Consider the following 26,119-nt stretch of genomic DNA (forward strand, 5'->3'; position numbering starts at 1 on the left):
TCCAGCCTGTTCCGTTGCGGATGGAATGCTGCGTCCGATGCGACTTCCCTTTTTCTATGGCTGGATCATCGTCGCGGTGACCTTCGTCACCATGGCGATCGGCGTCAACGCGCGTACGGCGTTCTCGCTGTTCTATCCGCCGATCATCTCAGAATTCGGCTGGGAGCGCGGCATCACGGCCGGCGCCTTCTCGTTCGGCTTTGTCGCCTCGGCGATCGCAAGTCCGCTGATCGGACGGTTGATGGACCGCGGCGGTCCGCGCGCGGTGATGGAGCTTGGCGTGCTCTTGATGGGCTCGGGCCTGCTGCTGGCGCCGCTGACCACGCAGCCCTGGCACCTCTATCTCACGATCGGCGTGCTGGTCGGCGCCGGCAGCGTCTGCCTCGGCTATTCCGGACAATCGTTGTTCGTGCCGAACTGGTTCGTCCGCCGTCGCGGACTTGCGATCGGGCTCGCCTTCGCCGGCGTCGGGATCGGCTCGGTGACGCTGCTGCCATGGGTGCAGCACATGATCGAGCACACCGGCTGGCGCACCGCCTGCACCGCAATGGGGATCGTGGTGCTGGTCGTGCTCGCGCCGATCAATCTCTTGCTGCACAAGCGGCCGGAGGACATCGGCCTGCAGCCGGACGGCGATGCCGCGCCGACGGCGACGTCGGCCAGGCCGGCGTCGAATATCGTAGACCCGGTGTGGGCCGGCACCGACTGGACGCTGCCGCGTGCGCTGCGCACCGCGCGGTTCTGGTGGATCGCGATCGGCTATTTCTGCGGCCTGTACATCTGGTACGCGGTGCAGGTGCATCAGACCAAATTCCTGCTCGACATCGGCTTCAGTTCCAGCGTCAGCGTCTGGGCGCTTGGCGTCGTCAGCCTGCTCGGCATTCCCGGCCAGATCTGGCTCGGGCATCTCTCCGATCGCATCGGCCGGGAATGGGTGTGGGCGATCTCCTGCTTCGGCTTCGTGATCTGCTTTGCCGCGCTCGCCGCCTTGAAATACTGGCCGAACATGGCGCTGATCTATCTCATGGTCTTCACCCAGGGCGCGCTTGGTTATGGCCTGACATCCGTGATGGGACCGGTTGTGCTCGAGATCTTCCAGGGCAAGCATTACGGCAGCATCTTCGGCACCGTGATGCTGGCTGCGCTCGCCGGCGGCGCTGCGGGCCCCTGGATCACCGGCCAGCTCTATGATCTATCGGGCAGCTATACCAGCGCCTTCCTGCTCGGGATTGCCGTCAGCCTGCTGTCGGCAGTTGCGATCTGGCAGGCCTCGCCCCGCAAGGTCCGCGCGGTCGCCGGACAGATGCACAAGGTCGCGAGCGCGGCCTGACGCGTCAGGCCGACGAAACCCCGATCGCGCGCTGCAGGTCGGTGATCGCGCGCAGGCAGCTGTCGGCGGGGGTGGTTTCCGGATCGATCAGGCGGTGCAGGCGGAAACCATCTTCCAGCGCCAGCACGATCGCTCCGGTCCAGTCCGGATCGAGTCTGCCGTTCCTGCCGCTATTCTTCTGCGCAGTCGTGACGATGTCGGCGATCAGCTTGCGTCGCGCGCGCAGGCGCTTGGCAAGCTCGGGCCGGCGCTTCTCGGCACGGGCCACGAACAGGATCATCTCCATGTGCAGGAGAGGGGAGCGGCCGAGCGGATCCTGCCGGCTGCGATCCATGGTGCGCAGCGCCTCGAGGAAGTCGGCCAGGTTCCTGTGCCGGGCGAGCAAATCGAGATTGCGCCGGATCGATTGCTCGACGTGATCCTCGAGCATCGCGAAGATCAGCTCGTCCTTGCTCTTGAAGTTCGAATAGAAGGCGCCGCGGGTGAAGCCCGCCGCGGCCGCGATCGCCTCGATGCTGGCGCCGCCGATGCCCTGTTCCTCGAACACCCGCGCCGCCGCCTCGAACAGCTTCTCGCAGGTGTCGTCCCGTGTCGGTCTGGTTCGAACCCTTGACATTGGCGCATTTTAGGGCAGAATGCAACTCGATACAAGAGTGTATCGAATTGCATTCGAGAACCAGAACAGCCGCATCCGTGATGATGCGGTCTTGAGGATGACACCAGGGCGCGCCAAGCTGCATGCACCGGCGTAGCGAGCGAACGAGGTCACCATGAACGAGCAAGTTCAGCCGGCGAGCGGCGAGCCGCTTTTCAATCCACTGGCGCCCGAATTCATTCGCAATCCCTATCCGTATTACGAGCGGCTGCGCCGCCTCGATCCGATGCATGTCAATGTGCACGGCGCCTTCGTCGCCAGCCGGCACGCCGAGGCGAGCCTCGTGCTGCGCGACAAGCGGTTCGGCAAGGATTTTGCCGAGCGCTCGATCCGCCGCTACGGTCCGAAGATCATGGAAGAGCCGGTCTTCCGCAGCATGAGCCACTGGATGCTGCAGCAGGATCCGCCCGACCACACCCGCCTGCGCGGCCTTGTCGTCAAGGCCTTCACCGCGCGCCGGGTCGAGGACATGCGTCCGCGCATCCAGCATGTCGTCGACGAGACGCTCGACCGCATCATTCCGCAAGGCAAGATGGACCTGATCGAGGATTTCGCGTTCCGTCTGCCGGTCACGATCATCTGCGACATGCTCGGCATCCCCGAGGAACACCGCGAGGCCTTCTACAACGGTTCGCGCGATGGCGGTCGCATCCTCGAGCCGGTGCCGCTGACGCCCGAGGAAATCAAGCAGGGCAACACCGCCAATGCGATGGCGGCGATGTATTTCCATCAGCTGTTCGAGCTGCGCCGCAAACAGCCCGGCGACGACCTCACCACCCAGCTGGTGCAGGCCGAAGAGGACGGCCAGAAGCTCACCAATGAGGAGCTGACCGGCAACATCATCCTGCTGTTCGGCGCCGGCCACGAGACGACCGTGAACCTGATCGGCAACGGCCTGCTGGCGCTGTTCCGCAACCCGGACCAACTCGCGCTGCTGAAGGCCAATCCCAGCCTGATCACCAATGCGATCGAGGAGTTCCTGCGTTACGATTCCTCGGTGCAGCTGACCGGCCGTGTCGCGCTGGAGGACATCGACGACCTCGGTGGCAAGCGCATCCCGAAGGGCGAGAGCGTGCTGTGCCTGCTCGGCTCGGCCAATCACGACGAGGCTGTTTACCCCGATCACCCCGAAAGGCTCGACATCCGGCGGCCGAACGTCAAGCCGCTGTCGTTCGGCGGCGGCATCCATTTCTGCCTCGGCGCCCAGCTGGCGCGGATCGAGGCCGAGATCGCGATCTCGACGTTGCTGCGCCGGATTCCTGACCTGCGGCTCGATGACGCGGAAAATCCGGAGTGGCGGCCGACCTTCGTCCTGCGCGGGCTGAAGCGGCTGCCGGCGAGCTGGTGACGTTCCCGCGGGACAGCGATCCGCGGCGGGGCCGGCACACGCACGCTTGAACGGGAAATCCACTATCTGTCCGAAGTCCCAGCAGTAAACCGGCTGTGACTTCGCCGTACTTGTCTCTATATTTGGGGTGCTCCGGCCAGAGGTTGGCAAAGGGTTCAGCATGAGGAGGCTGCCGCGGAGCTGGCTCAAAGGGAGACACCGTGCAGACAACGCTGCTCGGCCTGGCAATTGCCTTCATTCTTGCACTGGTCGCGGCGCTGGTCGGTCCGTATTTCGTTGACTGGAACCAGTTCCGGCCGCAGTTCGAGGCGGAGGCGTCCAAGATCATCGGCGTGCCGGTCCGCGTCGCCGGCAATCTCGACGCGCGTCTGCTGCCGGCACCCTCGCTGCGGTTGAAGACCGTCACCGTCGGCGGCGCCAACGACCTCGGCAAGGTCCGGGCCGCCAATCTCGACGTCGAGCTCAGCCTGAGCTCGCTGATGCGCGGCGAGTGGCGCGCGAACGAGCTCACCATCAACGGCGCGTCGCTCGATCTCGGGCTCGACCCGAAAGGGCGGATCGACTGGTCGCCGTCGAGCGGGAGCTTCAACCTCGCTTCACTGGCGATCGACCGGCTCAACCTGACCGGCCGCATCGCGCTGCATGATGCCGCGAGCCGCAGCACGCTCGAGCTGAACGACATTGCCTTCAGCGGCGACGTCCGCTCGCTTGCCGGCGCGATCCGCGGCGACGGCAATTTCATGTTCGACGGCAACCGCTACCCGTTTCGGGTCTCCTCGGGACAGAGCGCAGATGGCAGCGGCACCCGCCTGCACTTCAGCATCGATCCCGGGCAGCGGCCGGTGTCGGCCGATCTCGACGGCATCCTGACCTTCGAGGCCCGCGCGCCGCGGTTCGAGGGCACACTGACGCTGGCGGGTGCGCCCGGCCAGCGCGGCGGCGATGCGCCGCCATGGCGGATCGCCGCCAAGGTGAAATCGGATTATTCGGCGGCGCGGCTCGACCAGATCGAGGTGAGCTATGGCGCCGAGGATCGTGCGCTGAAGCTCGCTGGCAATGGCGACCTGCGTTTCGGTGCGTCGCCGCTGCTGCGCGCCTCGCTTACGGCGCGGCAGCTCGACGGCGACAAGTTCGCCGCCAAGGATAGCGCCAAGGACAGCAACAATGGCAATGTCGAGCCGGTCCGCGTGCTGCCGGCGATGCGCGCGGTGTTGTCGGGTCTTCCGCAAAGCCCGATACCGGCGCAGGTCGAGCTCGCGTCCGAGCAGATCATGCTCGGCGGCCGTCCGTTGCAGGACATCTCGGCGGAGCTGCAATCGGATGCGAAATCCTGGACAGTGCGCCGGCTGGAATTTCGCGCGCCGGGATCCACGCGGGTCTCGATGAGCGGTGCCAGCGCGCAAGCCGGAGCCGCGAATACCTTCAAGACCGCGCTCAACATCGAATCGTCCGATCCCGACGCGCTGATGACCTGGCTGCAGGGGCGCGGCGACGTCACCTATCGCAGCCAGAGGCCGCTGCGTTTGCGCGGCGACGTCATGGTGTCGCCATCAGGCTTTTCGATCGACGCGATGAAGGCGGAGATCGAAAGCGGCACGCTCGAGGGCCGCGTCGCAGTTACGCACCGCGAGGCAACCAGCGGCTCGAAGGTCGAGGCGCAGTTGAAGGCGGATCGGCTCGACCTCGACGCGACCGCGGCATTGATCCGCTCGCTGGCCGGTCCGCAAGGCGAATGGCCCGACGAGGCGCAGCTGTCGCTCGACGTCGGGCGCGCGGTCTCTTCCGGGCAGGAATTGCGGCCGCTGCTGGCGAAGATCGCCTATAGCCCGAAGAATATCGTGCTAGAGCGCGTCAAGATCGGCCAGCCCGACAATGTCACGCTGGACGGCAGCGGCAATTTCGACCGCGCCAATTCGACCGGCAAGCTTGCCGTCGACGCGACCGCCGCGTCGCTCGGCCGCCTGACCGCTGTGGTTCAGCCGTTCGCGCCGGCGCTGGCCGCGCGGCTTGGCGTGCTCCGCGCGGATGCCGGCCCGGTCCGCGCCAGGTTCGCGCTCGACCTCGGCAAGGGCAAGGCTGCCGATCGCGTCAGCGCGCGCGCGACGCTCGATCTCGACACGCCGCAACTCAAGGGCAATACGGTGATCTCGGCGACGCCGCAGGTGGCTGCGATCCGTGGGCTGGATTTCGATGCACTCCGCAGCAACGAGGTTACAGCGGAGACGAAATTCTCGGCCGGCGATGGCAATGCTTTGCTGGCACTGCTTGGGCTTGACCATGCGGTCGCAGCCGGTGCCGGTTCGACGCAATTCGAGGGCACGGTGATCGGCGCGTGGCGCGCGCCGTTGCGGCTGAAGGCAAGGCTCTGGGGCGCAGGGCTCGACGCGGATGCCGAAGGGACCGCGGAGCCTTGGACCAGGGACGGGGCCAGCGAGAGCAAATCGAGCATCAGCCTCCGCGTTCGCAGCGCCGACATCAGTCCGCTGCTCAATCTGAAACCAGCCGATCCGGTCGCAAACATCCGCCTGTCGTCGAAGCTGACGCTCGCGGGCGACAGGCTGAGCTTCGACGATCTCGACAGCATCATCGCCGGTTCACGGCTGCGCGGCCATCTGGCGCTGATGCTCGCCGATCAGAAAAGCGTCGACGGCGAAGTCGGTCTCGATCAGATCACGCTGGCGCCGATTTTCGCGGCCGCGATCGGCGCGGCCGGTCACGATGCGACGGAGCCGCTCGGCCAGGGGCTCACGAGCGCCTGGCGCGGCAAGGTCACGTTCGAAGCGTTGCACGGTCTGCTGCCGGGGGGCGCCGAGCTGCAGCCGGTCCGCGGCACCATCAGGTCGGACGGGCAGTCGCTGACCTTTGACGGCATCAAGGGCAAGATCGGCGGCGGCGAGGCGACTGCCACCATCGATGCGCGACAGGGCGCCAACGGACTTGCGCTCAGCGCCAATGTGCAGCTGTCCGGCATCGACAGTTCAGCCTTGCGCTACCGCAGTCTCGCGATGCCCAAGGGACGCGCCTCGATGCAGATGACATTGTTGACGCAGGGCCGCAGCGCCTCGGCGTTGACCGGCGCGCTGTCCGGCAGCGGCACCGTGACGCTGGAGGGGCTGAGCCTTCCGGGTCTCGATCCGCGCGCCTTCGAGGTTGCGATCCGCGCCAGCGATTCCGGGCAGGCGACCGACGACACGCGGCTGCGGCAGATCGTCGAACCGGCGCTCGCGGGTGGCGCGCTGTCGATTGCTTCGGCGCAAATCCCCTTCAACATCCGCGACGGCCGCCTCCGGGTCGGCGCCACCACGCTCGCGGCGAACGGCGCCAATGCGATCGTATCCGGCGGCTACGACATTCCGGCCGACCAGGCCGACATTCGCGCCGCCCTGGCATCGACGCAGGTCGGCACGGCCAACAGCCGACCGGAGATCCAGCTGCTTGCCGTGGGTACGCCCGACGGATTGTCGCGCAGCATCGACATTGCAGCGCTGTCGTCGTGGCTTGCGGTGCGCGCGATCGACCGGGAGACCAAGCGGCTCGACGCCATCGAGCGCGGCGAACCGGCGCCGCCGCCGACCCCGACGGCTCTTCCGCATCCGGCCGAGCCGGCGCCGGATGCGTCCAACCCAAATTCGACAGGATTGCCTTCCGCCAACTTGCCGGGGCCCGGCCCCGATCCGCGCCGCGTGCCGGCGAAGCCGAAGATCGTTGCGCCGCGGCCGCCGACTGTCCCGCCGGTCGCCACCGCGCCCGCCATTGCGCCGCCCGCGTCGGTTGCGAGCCAGCCGCAGCTGGCGCCGCTGCCGCCGCCGATCGAGGTCAAACCGGTGCCCGGCGCAGCCAAGTCAAGGCCGCTGCGACCGCCACTGTCGTTGACGCCGCAGGTCGCCAATCCGCCGCCGCGGCCAGCGATGCAGAACTAAGGCATGATCCGGAAAAGTGCGAAGCGGTTTTCCCTCGCGACAAACGCGGGACGCGTTTGCGCGGAGATCATGTTCAAACAAAGAGCTAAAGCGCGATGACGATTCAGTCTAGTCACATCGCGCTTTAAACACGCCTTCAAGGGAAGTGGGCACCGGTTCGCCTCAAGAAAGCGCGCCAAACGAAGCGCTGGCTCACGATCGGTGCTCGAGAATATTGATCAGCTTGCCGAAGGGATCGCGGACGAAGAAGCGCCGCACGCCCCACGGCTCGTCCGCCGGTCCGTATTCGATCGCGATGCGGGCTGCCTTCATTCGGCGCAGGGCCTCGTCGAGATCATCGACCTCGATCGAGAGATCAGGTACCGGCGTGCCGGAGCCACCTTCGGAAGCGAAGCTGATTTGAGCCTGCATTGTTTCGGATGAACCGTAAGTCGCAACCCAACCGAAATCCATCAGTGGCTCGAGGCCGAGCAGGTCCCGATAGAACGACCTCGCTGCCGCTGTGTCCGATGCGGCAACGTTCGCGACGATCCGACCTTCATGCTGAAGCCCGCGCGTCGGAACGACCGTCTGCCGATGGCGACGGTCGGAGAGGCCGTCAGGCCTGCTGTCGCGTGTCGACCTGTTGCGGCCTGACATCCGCGGGCACCGCCGGCGTGGCCCGCGAGCGGAAGTAGTCGAGCACGAAGAGCCGGATCGCGGAGGACAGATTGCCCTGCTGACGGTTGTTGTCGATCTCGCCGACCAACTCCGACAGCGTCATGTTCCGCAGACCGGAAATCTCCTTCATGCCATTCCAGAAAGCTTCTTCGAGGCTGACGCTGGTCTTATGTCCGGCGACGACGATCGAGCGCTTGACGACGGGAGACTTCATGATGCGTCTCCGTTTTCGATGCGGTGCTGATCGAGCACGCGCGCGTTGCGCTCGCCGAGAAATTCGTCACGCGCTCGTTCGGATTTGGTGCGACCGAATAGCGCACGATTGGCTTCGGCCTGCTTCGCTGCTTGTTCGCGCTCACCGCGCTTCTTGAATCGTTTCAGGTTGACCACGTCGCCCATGCTCGTCGTCCTCATCGTCCCCAGAGCGGAATTGGTGATGCATCGTGACGAAAGCAAGAGCGACTGCACTACGCGCCCGGCTCGATATTCATCCCGAATCCCCATTTGATGCTCTGATAGCATCAAAGAATCCGTTTCGCTCTGCGAAAACTAGACGTCTGTACCACGCGCCAGCGCAGAGCTCATAGGTAACGCGCCTTAGTCTTTAGGCGTTATGATTCATAATTATATCACGCGCGCTGACCGTAATTATCCGGACAATGCGCGCTTCGCTTTAGCCCGGGTGTGTCATTTTGTCCGGCTGCACGAGGCGATCGAATTCATCCGCGGAAACAAATCCGAGCCGCAAAGCCTCCTCCTTCAGCGTCGTTCCGCGCGCATGCGCCGACTTGGCGACCTTGGCTGCGTTGTCGTAACCGATCTTCGGCGCGAGCGCCGTGACCAGCATCAGCGATCGCTGCATCAGTTCGTTGATGCGCTTTTCGTCGGCGCGTATTCCGACAACGCAATGCTCGGTAAATGAGCGGACAACGTCGGACAGCAACTGAATGGAATTTATCATACAATATGCCAGCACGGGCTTGTACACGTTCAGCTCGAAATGGCCCTGGCTGCCGGCGACGGTGATCGTGGTCTGATTGCCGAACACCTGGCAGCAGACCATGGTCATGGCTTCGCACTGGGTCGGATTGACCTTGCCCGGCATGATTGACGAGCCCGGCTCGTTCTCGGGCAGGATCAACTCGCCGAGGCCCGAGCGCGGGCCCGAGCCGAGCAAGCGGATGTCGTTGGCGATCTTGAACAGGCCGGTCGCCACCGAGTTGATCGCGCCGTGCACCAGCACATAGGCGTCGTTGGAAGCCAGCGCCTCGAACTTGTTGGCCGCGCTGGTGAACGGCAGCTTGGTGATCTTGGCGACGTGGCGCGCGAAGGTTTTCGCAAATCGCGGCTTCGAGTTGAGGCCGGTGCCGACGGCGGTGCCGCCCTGCGCGAGCGGAAACAGATCTTTCACCGCGACGCGCAGCCGCGAGATGCCGCTCTCGACCTGCGCGGCGTAGCCGGAGAATTCCTGGCCGAGCGTCAGCGGCGTCGCATCCTGGGTGTGGGTGCGCCCGATCTTGACGATCCCGGCAAACGCCTTCTCCTTGTTGCGCAACGCGCGATGCAGTTCGGTGAGTGCCGGAATCAGATCGGCGACGATGCGGCTCGCTGCGGCGACATGCATCGCGGTCGGAAACGAGTCGTTCGACGACTGACTCATGTTGACGTGATCGTTCGGATGTATCGGCTTCTTGGCGCCAAGCTCGCCGCCGAGCATCTGGTTGGCGCGGTTGGCGATCACCTCGTTCACGTTCATGTTGCTCTGCGTGCCCGAGCCGGTCTGCCAGACCACCAGCGGGAAGTTGTCGTCGAGCTTGCCTTCGATCACTTCCTTGGCTGCGCGGATGATGGCGCCGGCGCGGCGCGCATCGAGCTGGCCGAGCTCGCGATTGGTCTCCGCGGCCGCAAGCTTCACGATGCCGAGTGCATGGACGATCGCGATCGGCATCCGGTCGTGGCCGATCTTGAAATTCTGCCGCGAGCGTTCGGTCTGCGCGCCCCAATAGCGGTCGGCGGGAACGTCGATCGGACCGAAGCTGTCGGTCTCGCTGCGGGTCTTTGCCTTGGAGGGGATCGTCGATCGAGCCATCATGCTTTCCGTGGATGCTTGCCGTTGCGTCATGAAAACGTGGCCCAGCGCGGCAACGCGACAGCGTCCGCGCGAAGAGCACGTTGATGCAGAAGGTAGGCCGGGATGACGATTTGTCATCCCGATCCCGGCAAGCATCCTACAAGGTCGAGGCGTGATCTGCGCTTAGATTATTTCTTGCGGAAGCGGTCCAGCCGCACGACCTCGGCGCCTTCGCTGGGCTTCGCGGGCTCCTGCTCGGTCTCGGCGCTCTCGGTCTCGACCGCTGCGTGGGCCGCAGGGGCGGGCAGGGGAGAGGCCGGCGCCGTCGCGGGAGGGGCTTCTTCGGACAGTGCGTCCGAGACGTCGAAGCGCAAATCGAACGGCGCGGACGGATCGAGGAAGCGCGTCACCGCGGCGAACGGCACGGTCAGCCGCTCGGGAATCCCGCCGAACGACAGGCCGACCTCGAAGCGATCCTCGGTCACCACCAGATCCCAGAACTGGTGCTGCAGGATGATGGTCATCTCCTCCGGATACTGCGCGAGCAGCCGGGGCGACAGCTTCACGCCGTCGCCGTGCGACAGGAAGGTGATGTAGAAATGGTGTTCGCCCGGCAGGCCATGTTCGGCGGCGTCGGACAACACCCGGCGCAGCACCCCGCGCAGCGCGTCGCGCGCCAGCACGTCATATCGGATGTGATCGGTCGCCATGGTGATCCTGTCGCTTCGAAATGCCCGCCAGGGCGGCGCCGGACCGTCCGACTCGCCCTTCTCCCATGCTACCCTGCCGGGAGCCGGAAATCAGCAGGGCCGGCAGCTGAAATGCGGGCGGGCGCCCGATTGGGAAACAAGGGATAAAGTGGAGGCTTCTGTTGCCAGGTGCCTCCGAACCCCGCCTAGCGGAGCTTAACCCGCTAGGACTTTAAGATGGTCTTTCAAACTGCGTTACGCAGCCTGAGCAACCGGAGCAAAGTTGTCGTTGGCAACTATTGCATTGGCCCGATGTCGGCGGAACCATACCGAGAAAAAACACGCCCTTTACGCCCTCGTCGATCCTATTTCGCCCCCGCCGAAAGCCACCGCGACGGATGGGTTTTGGTGGAGGCGCCGGGTACCGCCCCCGGGTCCGAATGGTTTATTGCGACGGTCATTTATTTCCATAGCCGGCGAACCGGCACCCCCAATATAGCGGCAAAGTCTTAGAAAAACAGAGCCGATTCAGGCCCTTTCGGCTGTGAAAACCCGCCGATTTGGGGTTGGCCAGGGTCTTGGCCAGGGTCTTGGCGCGATCCCGGCGCCGTTCTAGGTTTTGTCCATGCCCCCGGATTCTCCGCCGGTTGCCGCCCCGGCGCCGGACGCCTCCGCACCATCTCCGCCCCACCAGCCCGGCCTGCTCGAGCTGTTCCTGGCCTTTGCCAAGATGTCGCTGGCCGGCTTTGGCGGGGTTCTGGTCTGGGCCCGGCGCGCGATCGTCGAGCAGCACCGCTGGATGACCGCGGAGGAGTTCAACGAGACCTTCGCGCTGTGCCATTTCCTGCCAGGTCCGAACATCGTCAACCTGTCGGTCGTATTCGGCTCGCGCTTTCGCGGCATAGCCGGCGGGCTCGCGGCGTTTGCCGGGCTGGTCGGGCCGCCGATGGTGATCGCGACCATCCTTGCCGCGCTCTATGCCCGTTACGGCGACATCGACGTGCTGCGCCGGACGCTCGCCGGCGTCGCCTGCGCCGCGGTCGGGCTGCTGTTCGCCGTCGTCTTCAAGATGATGATGCCGCTCCTGAAGCGGCGCGACGTCACGGGCCTCGTCATTCTGGCTGCGGTTTTCGTCGCGATCGGACTGATCCGGTGGCCGCTCCAGATCGTGCTGCTGGCGGCGATCCCGCTCAGTATTGCGACCACGGTCCTGGCCCGCCGCATGGTGCGGGCATGAGCCCGGACTCCAACCCGATCGCGGCGCTGGTCTGGACCTTCGGCCTGATGTCGCTGTTTGCGGTCGGCGGCGCCAATTCGGCGATTCCCGAAATGCACCGTGCCGCCGTCGACGTGCATCACTGGCTGACCGATAAGCAGTTCGCCGACGTATTCGCGATCTCGCAGCTCTCGCCGGGGCCGAACGTGCTGATCGTGACCTTGATAGGCTACTCGGTCGCAGGCGTCGCCGGGGCGTTGGCCGCGACGGTGGCGATGTGCGGACCGACCGCGCTGCTTGCCTATTATGTGAGCCGTTTCCTCGATCGCTCGCGCGACGCGCGCTGGCCGGCGATGATCCAGGCGGCACTGGTTCCGTTGTCGATCGGTCTGATGGCGGCCTCCGGCCTGATCGTGGCGCAGACCTCAGACCAAAGTTGGATCGCGGTCCTGATCACCATTGTCGCGGCCGCGCTTGCTTTCGCGACGCGGATCAACCCTTTGTGGATGTTGCTGGCCGGAGGCCTCTTGGGTTTCGCTGGCGTTATCTGACGAAAATCGCTAGCAAGGCTTTCGGTCAACGCACCACAAGCCAAGCCATTCAATCAAAACGGGCGGGACAGCCCTGACGGGGGAAGCGAAGTCATGAGCGATACGCCGAGCGAGGCGCCGGTCAAATCGATCTTGCCGAAATGGGTGCGCGGTCCGCAGGACTTTGTCGGCGGGCTCGCCATGATGGCGGTTGCGCTGTTTGCCTTGTGGGCCTCGAGCGATTTGCAGGGCATGCACGGATTTTCGTTCGGCGCCGGAACCGCGCCGCGCATGTTCGCCGTGCTGCTGCTGTTGCTCGGCGGTGGCGTCGCGCTGATGGGAGTTCTGCAGGCCGGCCCGCATATCGCGGCCTATTCCTGGCGCGGCCCGTTGTTCGTATCCGCGGCAATCGTGTTCTTCGCATTGGCGATCCGGCCGCTCGGGCTCGTGGTCTCCGCGTTTGCCGCCTTCATGATCGCGGCGATGGGCTCGCAGGAGACGAAACTGGTCGAGGCCGTCATTGTCGGCGCCTGTCTGACCGTCGGCTGCGCATTGCTTTTCCCCTATGTGCTGGGACTTCCGATGCCGATGTTCCCGCGTTTCCTGATCCAGTGAGGGCGTGATGGAACTGTTCGCCAATCTCGCCCACGGTTTCGCGGTCGCATTCTCGCCGATCAACCTTCTGATGTGCCTGATCGGCGCGCTGGTCGGCACGCTGGTCGGCGTGCTGCCGGGCATCGGCACCATCGCCACCGTGGCCATGCTGCTGCCGATCACCTTCGGCCTGCCGCCGGTCGGGGCGCTGATCATGCTCGCCGGCATCTATTACGGTGCGCAATATGGCGGCTCGACCACCTCGATCCTGGTCAATATTCCGGGCGAGGCGACCTCCGTGGTCACCGCGCTCGACGGTCACCAGATGGCCAAGCAGGGCCGCGCCGGCCCGGCGCTGGCGATCGCCGCGATCGGCTCGTTCTTCGCCGGCTGCGTCGCGACCGTGCTGATCGCCGTGCTCGGCGCGCCGCTGACCAAGCTCGCGCTGGCGTTCGGCCCGGCCGAATATTTCTCGCTGATGGTGCTCGGCCTGATCTTCGCGGTGGTGCTCGCCAAGGGCTCGGTGCTGAAGGCGATCGCGATGATCGTGTTCGGCCTGTTGCTGTCGATGGTCGGTTCCGACATCGAGACCGGCGCCTCGCGCATGGCCTTCAACATCCCCGAGCTCGCTGACGGCCTCGGCTTTGCCACCGTGGCGATGGGCGTGTTCGGCTTCGCGGAGATCATTCGCAACCTCGACCACGGCGCCGAGATGAACCGCAACCTGGTGCAGCAGAAGATCACCGGCCTGATGCCGACCAGGAAGGACATCGCGGATTCCACGCCGGCGATCCTGCGCGGCACCGTGCTCGGCTCGATCCTCGGCATCCTGCCGGGCGGCGGCGCGGTGATCGCGTCGTTCGCGGCCTATACGCTGGAGAAGAAGCTGGCGAAGGATCCGAAGCGGTTCGGTCGCGGCGCGATCGAGGGCGTGGCGGCGCCGGAAAGCGCCAACAACGCCGCGGCGCAGACCTCGTTCATCCCGCTGCTCACGCTCGGCATCCCGCCGAACGCGGTGATGGCGCTGATGGTCGGCGCGATGACCATCCACGGCATCGTGCCGGGTCCGCAGGTGATGCAGAAGCAGCCCGATCTGGTCTGGGGCATGATCGCCTCGATGTGGATCGGCAATCTGATGCTGATCATCATCAACCTGCCGCTGGTGGGCATCTGGGTCCGTCTGCTGCGCGTGCCGTACCGGCTGATGTTCCCCTCGATCGTGGTGTTCTGCGCGATCGGCATCTACTCGGTGAACAACGCGCCGGTCGACGTCGTGCTCGCCGGCGTGTTCGGCCTCGTCGGTTATTGGCTGATCAAGCATGATTTCGAGCCGGCACCGCTGCTGCTCGGCATGGTGCTGGGCCCGCTGATGGAGGAGAACCTGCGTCGCGCGCTGTTGATCTCGCGCGGCGACTGGAGCGTGTTCGTGTCGCGGCCGCTGTCGGCGGTGCTGCTGGCGATCGCGGCCGGTCTGCTGGTGCTTGCCGTGTTGCCGACCTTGCGTGCCAAGCGCGACGAAGTGTTCGTGGAGTCCGAGGGCTAGCGCATGATCCGGAAAGGTGTGGAGCGGTTTTCCGGATAGATCATGCGCAAACAGGGTGCGCCGGCCCTGCGTCGGCGCGCCGCAGGCGGAAGTCGAATCGACACTCGATGTCGCCCCGTGAAATGAGAATGCCGGCCGATTTGGCCGGCATTCTTATTGGTCAAACGTTCCGGGAGGAATTGAGATGATGTCCATTCGCTCGCTTGCGGGCGCATGCCTTTCGGCAATCGTAGCGCTCGGCGCATTCGCCGTGCCGGCGTCCGCGCAAAATTATCCGACCCGCACCATCACCATGATCGTGCCGTTCGCAGCCGGCGGTCCGACCGACGTCATCTCGCGCATCGTCACCGCGCACATGGCGCAGACGCTGGGACAGAGCATCGTGATCGAGAACGTGGTCGGCGCCGGCGGCACCACCGCGACGACGCGCGCCGCACGTGCCGCCAATGACGGCTATACGCTGATCACAGGGCATATGGGCACGCACGCCGCCTCCGTGCCGCTCTATCCGAAGCTTGCCTATCACCCGGAAAAGGATTTCGAGCCCGTCGCGCTGCTCGCCGGCACGCCGATCCTGATCCTTGCCCGCAAGGACTTTCCGCCGAAGGATCTCAAGGAATTCGTCACCTACGTGAAGGCCAATGCCGAGAAGGTCAACGCCGCGCATGCCGGCATCGGCTCGGTCTCGCACGCCTCCTGCGAACTCCTGAACTCGATCCTCGGCATCAAGCCGGTCGGCGTGCCCTTCAACGGCACCGGCCCGGCCATGAATGCGCTGGTCGCCGGCCAGGTCGATTACATGTGCGACCAGATCGTCAATGCGGTGCCGCAGATCAACGCCGGCACCATCAAGGCCTATGCGGTCGCGACCCCGGAGCGCAACCCGTCGCTGCCCAATGTGCCGACCACGACGGAAGCCGGCTTGCCGGCATTCCAGGCCCAGGCCTGGAACGCGATTTTCGCGCCGAAGGGAACTTCGCCCGCCATCATCGCCACGCTGAATGCCGCGGCCATCAAGGCGCTCGACGACGAGAATGTCCGCAGGCGCCTGCTCGAGCTCGGCAGCGTGATCCCGGCGCCGGCCAACCGCACGCCGGAGGCGCTTGCGACCCTCATCAAGAACGAGATCGCGAAGTGGACGCCGGTGCTCAAGCCGGCAACTTAATCCAGCACGATCAGGTGGATAGGACAGGGGCGGGACGCGAGTTCCGCCCCTTGCCGTTTGGCGCGGAGTGCTCACTTTTCAGGGTATAATCGGTATGTTCAGCCGAATCAGCGTGCCGACCGGCGGCCTTGGCCGCTACATTGGCCGTTCTCTCGAAAGCCCGAAACAGACGCCATGAACCAGTATCACGACCTGCTCGAACGCATCCTCGCCGACGGCGCCGAGAAGCACGACCGCACCGGCACCGGGACGCTGTCGATCTTCGGCCATCAGATGCGCTTCAACCTCGCGGCCGGCTTCCCGATGCTGACCACCAAGCGGCTGCCGCTGAAGGCGATCGTGCACGAGCTGCTCTGGTTCCTCGCCGGCGACACCAACATCAAATATCTCAACGACAACGGCGTCACGATCTGGGACGAATGGGCCGACGCCAACGGCGACCTCGGTCCGGTGTACGGCTCGCAATGGCGGTCGTGGCCCGCGCCGGATGGCCGCAGCATCGACCAGATCGCTGGCGTGGTCGAGATGATCAAGCGCAACCCGGACTCGCGGCGGCTGATCGTCAGCGCCTGGAATCCGGCCGAGGTCGACAAGATGGCGCTGCCGCCGTGCCACTGCCTGTTCCAGTTCTATGTCGCGAACGGCAAATTGTCCTGTCAGCTCTATCAGCGCTCGGGCGACGTCTTCCTCGGCGTGCCCTTCAACATCGCCTCCTATGCGCTGCTCACCATGATGGTCGCGCAGGTGACCGGGCTCAAGCCCGGCGATTTCGTGCACTCGCTCGGCGACGCGCACCTCTACTCGAACCATCTCGAGCAGGCGCGCCTGCAACTGACGCGGCCGACGCGGCCGTTGCCGACGATGGCGATCAATCCGGACGTGAATGATATCTTCGCGTTCCGCTACGAGGACTTCAAACTCGAAGGTTACGACCCGCATCCGCACATCAAGGCCGAAGTCGCGGTCTGATGTCGCTCTTGATCCGCCGCGCGCGGCCCGATGAGGCCGGACTGGTGTTCTCGCTGGTCCGCGAACTCGCCGAATACGAAAAGCTTCTGCATGAGGTTCACGCCAGCGAGGCCGATATCGCCGACGCGCTGTTCGGCGCCAATCCGCGGCTTTATTGCGACATCGTGGAATGGAATGGCGAGCCTGCCGGCTTCGCGGTCTGGTTCGTCAACTTCTCGACCTTCGCCGGCCGTCACGGCATCTATCTCGAAGACCTCTTCGTGCGTCCGGCGCTGCGCGGCAAGGGCATCGGCAAGGCGCTGCTGGTGCATCTGGCGAAGCAATGCCTCGCCAATGGCTGGTCGCGCCTGCAATGGGCGGTGCTCGACTGGAACGCGCCGTCGATCGCGTTCTACAAGTCGCTCGGCGCCGAGCTGATGGACGAATGGACGATTTGCCGCGTCTCCGGCGAGGCGCTGTCGACGCTCGCGGAAGGGGCGCGCTGATGGAGATCGTGCTCGTCGTTGCGGTCGCCGAGAACGGCGTGATCGGGAAGGACAACGCCATTCCGTGGCGGCTGAAATCCGATCTGCGACGCCTCAAGGCGATCACGCTGGGCAAGCCCGTCGTGATGGGACGCAAGACCTTCGAATCCCTGCCCAGGCCGCTGCCGCGACGCACCAACATCGTGGTGACGCGCGATGCCAACTACCGTGCGCGCGGCGCCATCGTCACGACGTCGTTTGAAAACGCCCGCGCCATTGCGCTTGGTGACGCGCTGCGGCGTTTCGCCACTGAAATTGCAATCATCGGCGGCGCGGAAATCTATGCGCAGTGGATGGGCATCGCCGACCGGCTTGAGATCACCGAGGTTCACGCCCGGCCGGACGGCGATACATGGTTCGACAAAATCGATGCGAAGGCGTGGGAAGAGGTGGCGCGCGTGCGAAATCCGGCAGGGCCGGACGACAGCGTCGACTTCTCCTATGTGACATATCGTCGGCGCGGCCGGGGTTAACCAATGTTTGCATTGACAATTATGCCCCGGCGCATAGCTCGTCCGGCCAGGAAGCTTGCGTTGTAAGGGCCCTAGCGGTCCCCTATAACCGGGCCGGACATTCGAGCCCGGGCGTCCCGCCCGGACTTGCCGAGGAGATGTTTGATGCCGTGGAAAAATCAAGGCGGGGGGCCCTGGGGCTCGGGTCCGAAAGGGCCATGGGGCACCGGTCCGCAGTCAGCCGGGCCAAGGCCGCCGGATCTTGAGGATCTGCTGCGGCGCGGCCAGGACCGCCTGCAGCAGTGGCTGCCCGGCGGGCATTTCAGCGGCATGGGCGTCGCGCTGGTGCTGGTCGCCGCGCTGGCGATCTGGTTCGCGACCGGCATCTTCCGCGTGCAGTCCGAAGAGCTCGGCGTCGTGCTGCGCTTCGGCAAGTATGTCCGCGATGCGCAGCCCGGCCTGCGCTATCACCTGCCATATCCGATTGAGACAGTGCTGCTGCCGAAGGCGCTGCGCGTCAGCACGATCTCGATCGGCATGACCCTGATCGACGATCCCGCACGGCGCGGCCGCACCATGCGCGACGTGCCGGAAGAGAGCCTGATGCTGACCGGCGACGAGAACATCGTCGACGTCGACTTCACCGTGCTGTGGCGCATCAAGCCGGGTGGGGCCGGCGCCTATCTGTTCAACATCCAGAATCCCGAAGGCACCGTGAAGGCGGTTGCCGAAAGCGCGATGCGTGAGGTGATCGGCCGCTCGCAGATCCAGCCGATCCTGACCGGGGCGCGCAACGTCACCGAGCAGAGCGTCCAGGAGCTGATGCAGAAGACGCTCGATACCTACAACGCGGGCATCCAGATCACGCAGGTGCAGATGCAGAAGGTCGATCCCCCGGCGCAGGTGATCGACGCATTCCGCGACGTGCAGGCGGCGCGCGCCGACCTCGAGCGCAAGCAGAACGAGGCGCAGACCTACGCGAACAGCATCGTGCCCGGAGCACGCGGGCGTGCCGCGCAGATTCAGCAGGCCGCCGAGGGTTACAAGGAGCAGGCGGTCGCCGAGGCCAAGGGCCAAAGCGCGCGCTTCCTCAAGGTCTATGAAGAGTACAAGAAGGCACCCGACGTGACACGCGAGCGCATCTATCTGGAGACCATGGAAAAAGTGCTCGGCGGCTCCGAGAAGCTGGTTTACGACGGCGGCCCGGGCCAGAACATCGTGCCCTACCTTCCGCTCGGCGAACTGACGCCGCGGCGTCCGGCGGCACCGGCCACGACCGGCCAGCAGCAGGGAGCCACCCGATGAGGTCCCCCGTCACCGGCATTGTGTCCCTGATCATCCTCTTCATTGTGCTCGCCGTCGGCTACAGCTCGGTGTTCACCGTGCAGCAGACCGAGCAGACCATCGTCTTGCGGTTCGGCGAGCCGGTCGACATCGTCACCGAGCCCGGCCTGCACTTCAAGGCGCCGTGGAATTCGGTGATCAACGTCGACAAGCGCATCCTCGATCTGGAAAACCCGTCGCAGGAGGTGATCGCCTCCGACCAGAAGCGGCTCGTGGTCGACGCCTTCGCGCGCTATCGCATCAAGAATGCGTTGCGCTACTACACCAGCGTCGGCTCGATCCAGGCCGCCAATCTGCAGCTGACCACGCTGCTGAACGCGGCGCTGCGCCGTGTGCTCGGCGAGGTCAACTTCATCACCGTGGTGCGTGACGATCGCGAGAAGCTGATGCAGCGGATTCGCGAGCAGCTCGACAGGGAAGCGGACGGATACGGCATCGAGGTCGTCGACGTCCGAATCCGCCGCGCCGACCTGCCGGAGCAGAACAGCCAGGCCGTCTACAACCGGATGAAGACCGAACGCGAGCGCGAGGCGGCCGAGTTCCGTGCCCAGGGCGACCAGAAGGCGCAGGAGATCCGCTCCAAGGCCGACCGCGAAGCGACCGTGATCGTCGCCGAGGCCAACTCGGCCGCGGACCAGACCCGCGGTGCGGGCGATGCCGAGCGCAACCGCCTGTTCGCCGAAGCCTATGGCAAGGACAAGGACTTCTTCGCGTTCTATCGCTCGATGACGGCCTATGAGAACGGCCTGCGTTCCAGCGACACGCGTTTCCTGTTGCGGCCGGACTCGGAATTCTTCAGATACTTCGGCGGTGCAAGTGGCAAGTTGCCTGAGGCGGCCGCCGCGCCGAAACAGTAACGTCACGACCTGAACATCAGGACTTGGCGGCGATGCGGATGACGCTTCGCCGCCGACCAAAAACAACAAGTATCGAGCGGGAGGCTGCCATCCGATGAAGTCCATAGCGTTCGGCGACTTCCTCATCGGGTTGGGAATCCTGTTCGTGCTCGAAGGCATCCTGTTCGCGGCAAGCCCGGCCTGGATGCGCCGGGCGATGAAGAGCGCGCTGGCGACGCCCGACAACATCCTGCGCATCGTCGGTATCGGCTCGGCGGTCGCCGGGCTTGTGCTGATCTGGGCGGTGCGAAGATAGTCGCCGTTCCGGAGCATGCGAAACATGACCGCCAATGCGCGGTGGCGCATCGGGGAACCTCGAGATTCCCAGGGCGCAATTGCGCTCCTGAGGTTCAGCCCTGTCGGGCTGCCCCGGAACGACAAGCAAGACTGAACATATCGTGAGCCTCTCGCAGCCGGTTTTTCGCCGAAATGCCGGGCTGAGATGCTTGCGCCGTATGCCCGTTCGGGCGCACTCTGTAACCAGCTCATTTGAACCCGTTTGCCTGGAGAAACTCCGACATGACCGCTGCCAGACCAGCCCTGAGCCGCCGCTTCCGCATGATGGGAGCCGCGATCTCGATCGGTGCTGCGAGCATGCTGAGCTCCGTGCCGGCGTTCGCACGCGGTCCTGAAGGCATCGCGGACATCGCCGAGAAGGTGATCGACGCCGTCGTCAACATCTCGACGTCGCAGACCGTCGAGGCCAAGGACCGGACGATGCCGCAGCTGCCGCCGGGCTCGCCGTTCGAGGAATTCTTCGACGACTTCTTCAAGAACCGCCGCGGGCCGCCTGGCAAGGGCGGCGACAAGAGCGGCGAGTTCCAGCCGCGCAAGACCAACTCGCTCGGCTCGGGCTTCATCGTCGACACCGCGGGCATCGTCGTCACCAACAACCACGTCATCGCCGACGCCGACGAGATCAACGTCATCCTCAACGACGGGACCAAGATCAAGGCCGAGCTGGTCGGCGTCGACAAGAAGACCGACCTTGCGGTCCTGAAATTCAAGCCGCCGAAGCCGCTCACCGCGGTCAAGTTCGGTGACAGCGACAAGATCCGGCTCGGCGACTGGGTGGTCGCTATCGGCAACCCGTTCAGCCTCGGCGGCACGGTGACCGCGGGCATCGTCTCGGCCAAGAACCGCGACATCAGCCAGGGCCCGTATGACAGCTACATCCAGACCGACGCCGCCATCAACCGCGGCAATTCCGGCGGTCCGCTGTTCAACCTCGATGGGGAGGTGATCGGCGTCAACACGCTGATCATCTCGCCGACCGGCGGTTCGATCGGCCTCGGCTTCGCCGTGCCGTCGAAGACCGTGGCCGGCGTCGTCGACCAGTTGCAGAAATTCGGCGAGCTGCGCCGCGGCTGGCTCGGCGTGCGCATCCAGCAGGTCACCGACGAGATCGCCGACAGCCTCAACATCAAGCCGGCGCGCGGCGCGCTGGTTGCCGGTGTCGACGACAAGGGGCCGGCCAAGCCGGCGGGCATCGAGCCCGGCGACGTCGTCGTCAAGTTCGACGGCAAGGACGTCAAGGACCCCAAGGATCTGTCGCGCATCGTTGCCGACACGGCGGTCGGCAAGGAAGTCGACGTCGTCGTCATCCGCAAGGGCAATGAGGAGACCCGCAAGGTCACGCTCGGCCGGCTCGAGGACAATGAGAAGGTTCAGCAGGTCAACGCCAAGTCGAAGGACGACAGCGCCGAGAAGCCGGTGACCCAGAAGGCGCTCGGTCTCGACCTCGCGGCGCTGAGCAAGGACCTGCGCACCAAGTACAAGATCAAGGACAGCGTGAAGGGTGTCGTCGTCACCGGCGTCGACGGCAACTCCGATGCCGCCGAGAAGCGGCTGTCGGCGGGCGATGTCATCGTCGAGGTGGCGCAGGAGGCGGTATCGAGCGCCGCCGACATCAAGAAGCGCGTCGATCAGCTCAAGAAGGACGGCAAGAAGTCGGTGCTGCTGCTGGTCTCGAACGGCGACGGCGAACTGCGCTTCGTCGCGCTCGGCGTGCAGTAGGCGTGTCGTCCCGGCGAAAGCCGGACCCATACGCCGCGGCCTCTCTTGTTGAGGAAGTGGGCAACGGCTTTTCTAGGTAACCGGCATCGGTAGTTATGGGGCCCGGCTTTCGCCGGGACGACGCCGAGGATCAATTCTCGACGAACTCATCCCGCCGATAACCCTGCGCATACAGCAGCGCGGTGAGATCGCCGTGGTCGATCCGGACTGCGGCCGCGGCCGCGACCGCCGGCTTGGCGTGATAGGCAACGCCGAGGCCCGCAGCCTGGATCATGCCGAGATCGTTGGCGCCGTCGCCCACCACCAGCGTGTCGATGTCGTCGAGATCGAAGGATTCGGTGAGCTCGATCAGGGTGGCGAGCTTGGTGGCGCGGCCGAGGATCGGCTCGACCACCTGGCCGGTCAGCTTGCCGCCCGCGACCTGCAACTGGTTGGCGCGGTTCTCCTGAAAGCCGACCTTCGCCGCGACCACCTTGGTGAACAAGATGAAGCCGCCCGAGATCAGGCAGGTATAGGCGCCGTGCGCGCGCATGGTCATGACCAGTTCGCGCCCGCCCGGCGTCAGCGTGATGCGCTTGTCGAGCACCTCGTCGACCACGCTGACCGGCAGGCCCTTGAGCAGCGCCACGCGCTCGCGCAGCGCGGACTCGAACTCGATCTCGCCGCGCATCGCGCGCTCCGTGATCGCAGCGACATGGGCCTTGAGCCCCGCGAAGTCGGCGAGCTCGTCGATGCACTCCTGGCCGATCATGGTGGAATCCATGTCGGCCAAAAAAAGCTTCTTGCGCCGGGCGATCCGAGCCTGCACGACAATGTCGATCGGCAGGTCGCCGCGGGCCTGGCGAAGGCGGTCCTCGATTGTCTTGATAGCGTCCCTGCTGCTGTCCTCGCTTTCGAACGGAATGTCGACGGCGACTTCGTTGAACAGCCACTGCGCCGGGCCGGGTGAGGGCAGCACGGCCCGCGCACCGTCGATGATGGTGGAGTCGAGCGCGGGGCTTGCAGGATTGCAGATCAGCGTGGCAACGAGGGACATGCAGGCGCATTCGGGATTGTTGAACAAGGCAGTGCTTATCGCAGGGCCGACCGCCAGCGGCAAGTCGGCGCTGGCGCTCGAACTCGCGCAGCGGACCGGCGGGGTCGTGATCAACACCGACTCCATGCAGGTCTATCGTGACCTCCGGATCATCACGGCGCGGCCGACCGCAGGCGAAGAGGCGCTGGTTCCGCACCGGCTCTACGGCCATGTCGACGCCGGCGTGAATTTCTCCGCCGGCGCCTGGGTGGCCGATGCCGCGAAGGTGCTCGGCGAGGTGCGTGCGCAAGGACGGCTGCCGATCTTCATCGGCGGCTCGGGCCTCTATTTCAAGGCGCTGACGCGCGGCTTGTCGGCGGTGCCGCCGATCCCGGCTGATGTGCGCGACGGCGTGCGCGCACGGCTTGAGCAGCACGGCGTCGAGGCGCTGCATGCCGAGCTTGCCGAGCGCGATCCGGTGTCGGCCGAACGGCTGAAGCCGCGCGATCGTACCCGCATCACGCGGGCGCTCGAGGTGGTCGAGGCCACCGGCCGCCCGCTGCCGGACTGGCATCGCGAGGGCCTGCCGCCACTGCTGCCGCCGGGCGATTTTCATGCGGTGTTCCTCGCGCCGGAGCGCGAGACGCTCTATGCACGGATCGACGCGCGGTTCGGCTCCATGCTCGATGCCGGCGCGCTCGACGAGGTCGCGGCGCTGGCGGCCCGGGGGCTCGATCCGCTGCTGCCGGCGATGAAGGCCCACGGGGTGCCGGCGCTGATCCGGCACCTGAGGGGAGAGATCAGCCGCGAGGAAGCGGCTAAGATCGGCCGGGCCGACACTCGCCATTATGCGAAGCGCCAGTTCACCTGGTTTCGCCATCAGCTCCCTGAATTCGCTTGGGTCGAGCCGGATTCGGCCGGCAAATGGCTGCGAGAGCAAACCCCGTAGCCCGGATGGAGCGCAGCGCAATCTGGGGGACCGGCCCCTCCGCGCGGAGGCTGTCCCGGATTGCGCTGCGCTCCATCCGGGCTACCAGGCAGGCTTCCCGCACGCCCGTCAGCCATGCGCGTTCGCCTGCGCAAAAACACTCGCCCAACGAGCGGAACCCCGGTACAGTACGGAAATCGCGAAACTGCTTGCCTTGCCTTGACATTCAGGCTTTGGCCGCTATGTTCGCGCAACCTTTGGGAAGACTGGGTCGTCTCGTGCGCAACATTATTACCAAACTGCTTATCGCCGTCGTACCCAGGCACACCGCCGGGGATGGCTAGCGGCCATCCAAATTCGGGCGGTGTGCATGGGGCCTCTGGGGCCCCTTTTTATTGCCCGAAGCCGAACTGACGAGAACTGACAAAAGCCGCGCAAAAACAAGCGCATCCGGAGCGAACCATGACCGACAAGAGCCACGATCCCAATCAGATGACCGGCGCCGCGATGATCGTGCGCGCGCTCATCGATCACGGCGTGCAGCATGTCTTCGGCTACCCCGGCGGTGCGGTGCTTCCGATCTACGACGAGATCTTCCAGCAGAGCGAGGTCGAGCACATCCTGGTCCGTCACGAGCAGGGCGCCGGCCATGCCGCCGAAGGCTATGCGCGCTCGACCGGCAAGCCCGGCGTGGTGCTGGTGACGTCGGGCCCCGGCGCCACCAACATGGTGACGCCGCTGACCGACGCGCTGATGGATTCGATCCCGCTGGTCTGCATCACCGGCCAGGTGCCGACCCACCTGATCGGCAACGACGCCTTCCAGGAGTGCGATACGGTCGGCATCACGCGGCCCGCCACCAAGCACAATTGGCTGGTTCGCGACGTCAACGACCTCGCCAGGGTGCTGCACGAGGCCTTCTATGTCGCCACCACCGGCCGCCCCGGCCCGGTCGTGGTCGACGTGCCGAAGGACGTGCAGTTCGCGACCGGCACCTATCATCCGCCGCGCAAGTCGGACGTGCACATCTCCTACACGCCGCGCGTCAAGGGCGACGCGACCCAGATCCGCAAGGCGGTGGCGCTGCTCGCCAACGCAAAGCGTCCGGTGATCTATTCCGGCGGCGGCGTGATCAATTCGGGTCCCGAGGCCTCGAAACTGCTGCGCCAGCTGGTGGAGGCGACCGGCTTCCCGATCACCTCGACCCTGATGGGGCTGGGCGCCTATCCCGCCTCGGGCCCGAACTGGCTCGGCATGCTGGGCATGCACGGCACCTACGAAGCCAACATGACGATGCATGATTGCGACGTCATGCTGTGCGTCGGCGCGCGCTTCGACGACCGCATCACCGGCCGTACCGACGCGTTCTCGCCGGGCTCGAAGAAGATCCACATCGACATCGACCCGTCCTCGATCAACAAGAACATCCGCGTCGACGTGCCGATCATCGGCGACGCCGGCAACGTGCTCGGCGATTTGCTGCAGGTGTTCAAGGCGGAAGCCAAGAAGCCGGACATCAAGTCGTGGTGGCAGCAGATCGCGCAATGGCGCGCGCGCAACTCGCTGTCCTACCGCAAGAACAACGATATCATCCTGCCGCAATATGCGATCCAGCGCCTGTTCGAGCTGACCCGCGGCAAGGACACCTACATCACGACCGAGGTCGGTCAGCATCAGATGTGGGCCGCGCAGTTCTTTGGCTTCGAGGAGCCGCATCGCTGGATGACCTCGGGCGGTCTCGGCACCATGGGCTACGGCCTGCCGGCCGCGGTCGGCGTGCAGGTGGCGCATCCGGACAGCCTGGTGATCGACATCGCCGGCGACGCCTCGGTGCAGATGACGATCCAGGAGATGTCGACGGCGGTCCAGTTCGAGCTGCCGATCAAGATCTTCATCCTGAACAACCAGTACATGGGCATGGTTCGGCAATGGCAGCAGCTGCTGCACGGCAACCGCCTGTCGCACTCGTACTCCGAGGCGCTGCCGGACTTCGTCAAGCTCGCCGATGCCTACGGCTGCGTCGGCCTGCAGGCGACCAAGCCGTCCGATCTCGACGGCGCGATCAAGGAGATGATCTCGATCAAGCGCCCGGTGCTGTTCGACTGCCGCGTCGCCGCGCTGGAGAACTGCTTCCCGATGATCCCGTCGGGCAAGGCGCATAACGAGATGCTGCTGCCGGAAGAGGCGACCGACGAGGCCACCGCGAAGGCCTTCTCCGGTGGCAAGGCGCTGGTGTGACGATGGATCGGCGCGG

Annotated in this window: 24 protein-coding genes and 1 other RNA gene; 17 read left to right on the forward strand and 8 right to left on the reverse strand. The window is 65.3% G+C overall.

Going from position 1 to position 26,119, the window contains the following annotated elements:
- Positions 1–37: 37 nt before the first annotated feature.
- Positions 38–1,330 carry an MFS transporter gene (locus JEY66_RS14270; RefSeq protein ID WP_085964964.1) on the forward strand — a complete coding sequence of 431 codons (1,293 nt, stop codon included), beginning with the start codon at positions 38–40 and terminating at the stop codon, positions 1,328–1,330.
- Between the two features lie 4 nt (positions 1,331–1,334).
- On the opposite strand, the gene JEY66_RS14275 is transcribed toward JEY66_RS14270, so the two are convergent.
- Positions 1,335–1,946: a TetR/AcrR family transcriptional regulator gene (locus JEY66_RS14275; RefSeq protein WP_016846722.1), complete on the reverse strand. Its 612-nt coding sequence runs from the start codon at positions 1,944–1,946 to the stop codon at positions 1,335–1,337.
- Between the two features lie 154 nt (positions 1,947–2,100).
- On the opposite strand from JEY66_RS14275, the gene JEY66_RS14280 reads away from it, so the two are divergent.
- Both JEY66_RS14280 and JEY66_RS14285 read left to right on the forward strand, forming a co-directional pair.
- Complete coding sequence (locus tag JEY66_RS14280; RefSeq protein ID WP_016846723.1) at positions 2,101–3,333, forward strand: cytochrome P450; 1,233 nt, start codon at positions 2,101–2,103, stop codon at positions 3,331–3,333.
- A gap of 200 nt (positions 3,334–3,533) precedes the next feature.
- Positions 3,534–7,253 (forward strand): AsmA family protein, encoded by a 3,720-nt coding sequence (locus tag JEY66_RS14285; protein WP_018273002.1) that lies wholly within the window; start codon positions 3,534–3,536, stop codon positions 7,251–7,253.
- 192 nt (positions 7,254–7,445) lie between these two features.
- On the opposite strand, the gene JEY66_RS14290 is transcribed toward JEY66_RS14285, so the two are convergent.
- From JEY66_RS14290 to ssrA, 6 genes are all read right to left on the reverse strand, one after another.
- Complete coding sequence (locus tag JEY66_RS14290) at positions 7,446–7,784, reverse strand: VOC family protein (protein ID WP_026193127.1); 339 nt, start codon at positions 7,782–7,784, stop codon at positions 7,446–7,448.
- A gap of 67 nt (positions 7,785–7,851) precedes the next feature.
- Positions 7,852–8,127, reverse strand: coding sequence for a ribbon-helix-helix domain-containing protein (locus JEY66_RS14295; protein WP_016841077.1), 276 nt, complete (start codon positions 8,125–8,127; stop codon positions 7,852–7,854).
- A complete protein-coding gene (locus tag JEY66_RS14300; RefSeq protein ID WP_016841076.1) occupies positions 8,124–8,312 on the reverse strand; it encodes a DUF4169 family protein in 189 nt (62 codons plus the stop codon). The genes JEY66_RS14295 and JEY66_RS14300 overlap by 4 nt, the downstream gene beginning before the upstream one ends.
- Positions 8,313–8,586: 274 nt before the next feature.
- On the reverse strand, positions 8,587–10,005 hold the full coding sequence (fumC, locus tag JEY66_RS14305; protein WP_018273001.1) for a class II fumarate hydratase: 1,419 nt from the start codon (positions 10,003–10,005) through the stop codon (positions 8,587–8,589).
- Positions 10,006–10,172: 167 nt separating this feature from the next.
- On the reverse strand, positions 10,173–10,694 hold the full coding sequence (locus tag JEY66_RS14310; protein ID WP_016841074.1) for an SspB family protein: 522 nt from the start codon (positions 10,692–10,694) through the stop codon (positions 10,173–10,175).
- Positions 10,695–10,841: 147 nt separating this feature from the next.
- Positions 10,842–11,197, reverse strand: a transfer-messenger RNA (tmRNA) gene (gene ssrA, locus JEY66_RS14315).
- 101 nt (positions 11,198–11,298) lie between these two features.
- Here ssrA and JEY66_RS14320 point away from each other — a divergent pair.
- The 12 genes from JEY66_RS14320 (at position 11,299) to JEY66_RS14375 (ending at position 21,922) form a co-directional block, all read left to right on the forward strand.
- Complete coding sequence (locus JEY66_RS14320) at positions 11,299–11,910, forward strand: chromate transporter (RefSeq protein WP_018273000.1); 612 nt, start codon at positions 11,299–11,301, stop codon at positions 11,908–11,910.
- Entirely contained in the window at positions 11,907–12,440 is a 534-nt protein-coding gene (locus JEY66_RS14325; RefSeq protein WP_016841072.1) for a chromate transporter, read from the forward strand. Before JEY66_RS14320 ends, JEY66_RS14325 begins: the two co-directional genes overlap by 4 nt.
- Positions 12,441–12,533: 93 nt before the next feature.
- Positions 12,534–13,034 (forward strand): tripartite tricarboxylate transporter TctB family protein, encoded by a 501-nt coding sequence (locus JEY66_RS14330; protein ID WP_016841071.1) that lies wholly within the window; start codon positions 12,534–12,536, stop codon positions 13,032–13,034.
- A gap of 7 nt (positions 13,035–13,041) precedes the next feature.
- The gene (locus JEY66_RS14335) at positions 13,042–14,556 is read left to right on the forward strand and encodes a tripartite tricarboxylate transporter permease (protein WP_018272999.1); all 1,515 of its coding nucleotides are present in this window, start codon (positions 13,042–13,044) and stop codon (positions 14,554–14,556) included.
- A 184-nt stretch (positions 14,557–14,740) separates the two neighbouring features.
- A complete protein-coding gene (locus tag JEY66_RS14340; protein WP_016841069.1) occupies positions 14,741–15,721 on the forward strand; it encodes a tripartite tricarboxylate transporter substrate binding protein BugD in 981 nt (326 codons plus the stop codon).
- A 174-nt stretch (positions 15,722–15,895) separates the two neighbouring features.
- Positions 15,896–16,690 (forward strand): thymidylate synthase, encoded by a 795-nt coding sequence (locus JEY66_RS14345; protein ID WP_016841068.1) that lies wholly within the window; start codon positions 15,896–15,898, stop codon positions 16,688–16,690.
- Positions 16,690–17,175 carry a GNAT family N-acetyltransferase gene (locus JEY66_RS14350; RefSeq protein ID WP_016841067.1) on the forward strand — a complete coding sequence of 162 codons (486 nt, stop codon included), beginning with the start codon at positions 16,690–16,692 and terminating at the stop codon, positions 17,173–17,175. Before JEY66_RS14345 ends, JEY66_RS14350 begins: the two co-directional genes overlap by 1 nt.
- Positions 17,175–17,687 (forward strand): dihydrofolate reductase, encoded by a 513-nt coding sequence (locus JEY66_RS14355; RefSeq protein WP_016841066.1) that lies wholly within the window; start codon positions 17,175–17,177, stop codon positions 17,685–17,687. The genes JEY66_RS14350 and JEY66_RS14355 overlap by 1 nt, the downstream gene beginning before the upstream one ends.
- A gap of 144 nt (positions 17,688–17,831) precedes the next feature.
- On the forward strand, positions 17,832–18,971 hold the full coding sequence (gene hflK / locus JEY66_RS14360; protein WP_026193125.1) for an FtsH protease activity modulator HflK: 1,140 nt from the start codon (positions 17,832–17,834) through the stop codon (positions 18,969–18,971).
- A complete protein-coding gene (gene hflC, locus JEY66_RS14365; RefSeq protein ID WP_016841064.1) occupies positions 18,968–19,867 on the forward strand; it encodes a protease modulator HflC in 900 nt (299 codons plus the stop codon). The genes hflK and hflC overlap by 4 nt, the downstream gene beginning before the upstream one ends.
- Positions 19,868–19,961: 94 nt before the next feature.
- Positions 19,962–20,162 carry a DUF2065 domain-containing protein gene (locus JEY66_RS14370; protein ID WP_016841063.1) on the forward strand — a complete coding sequence of 67 codons (201 nt, stop codon included), beginning with the start codon at positions 19,962–19,964 and terminating at the stop codon, positions 20,160–20,162.
- 263 nt (positions 20,163–20,425) lie between these two features.
- Positions 20,426–21,922 (forward strand): Do family serine endopeptidase, encoded by a 1,497-nt coding sequence (locus tag JEY66_RS14375; protein WP_016841062.1) that lies wholly within the window; start codon positions 20,426–20,428, stop codon positions 21,920–21,922.
- Positions 21,923–22,052: 130 nt separating this feature from the next.
- On the opposite strand, the gene serB is transcribed toward JEY66_RS14375, so the two are convergent.
- Entirely contained in the window at positions 22,053–22,958 is a 906-nt protein-coding gene (gene serB, locus JEY66_RS14380; RefSeq protein ID WP_016841061.1) for a phosphoserine phosphatase SerB, read from the reverse strand.
- Between serB and miaA the strand changes: the two genes are divergently transcribed.
- Positions 22,957–23,886, forward strand: coding sequence for a tRNA (adenosine(37)-N6)-dimethylallyltransferase MiaA (gene miaA / locus JEY66_RS14385; protein WP_018272997.1), 930 nt, complete (start codon positions 22,957–22,959; stop codon positions 23,884–23,886). The genes serB and miaA overlap by 2 nt on opposite strands.
- Before the next feature lie 441 nt (positions 23,887–24,327).
- Positions 24,328–26,103, forward strand: a complete 1,776-nt coding sequence (locus JEY66_RS14390; protein ID WP_016841059.1) for an acetolactate synthase 3 large subunit — start codon at positions 24,328–24,330, stop codon at positions 26,101–26,103.
- Positions 26,104–26,119 lie beyond the last annotated feature (16 nt).

It is taken from the genome of Bradyrhizobium elkanii USDA 76 (assembly GCF_023278185.1).
Classification (GTDB): Bacteria; Pseudomonadota; Alphaproteobacteria; order Rhizobiales; family Xanthobacteraceae; genus Bradyrhizobium; species Bradyrhizobium elkanii.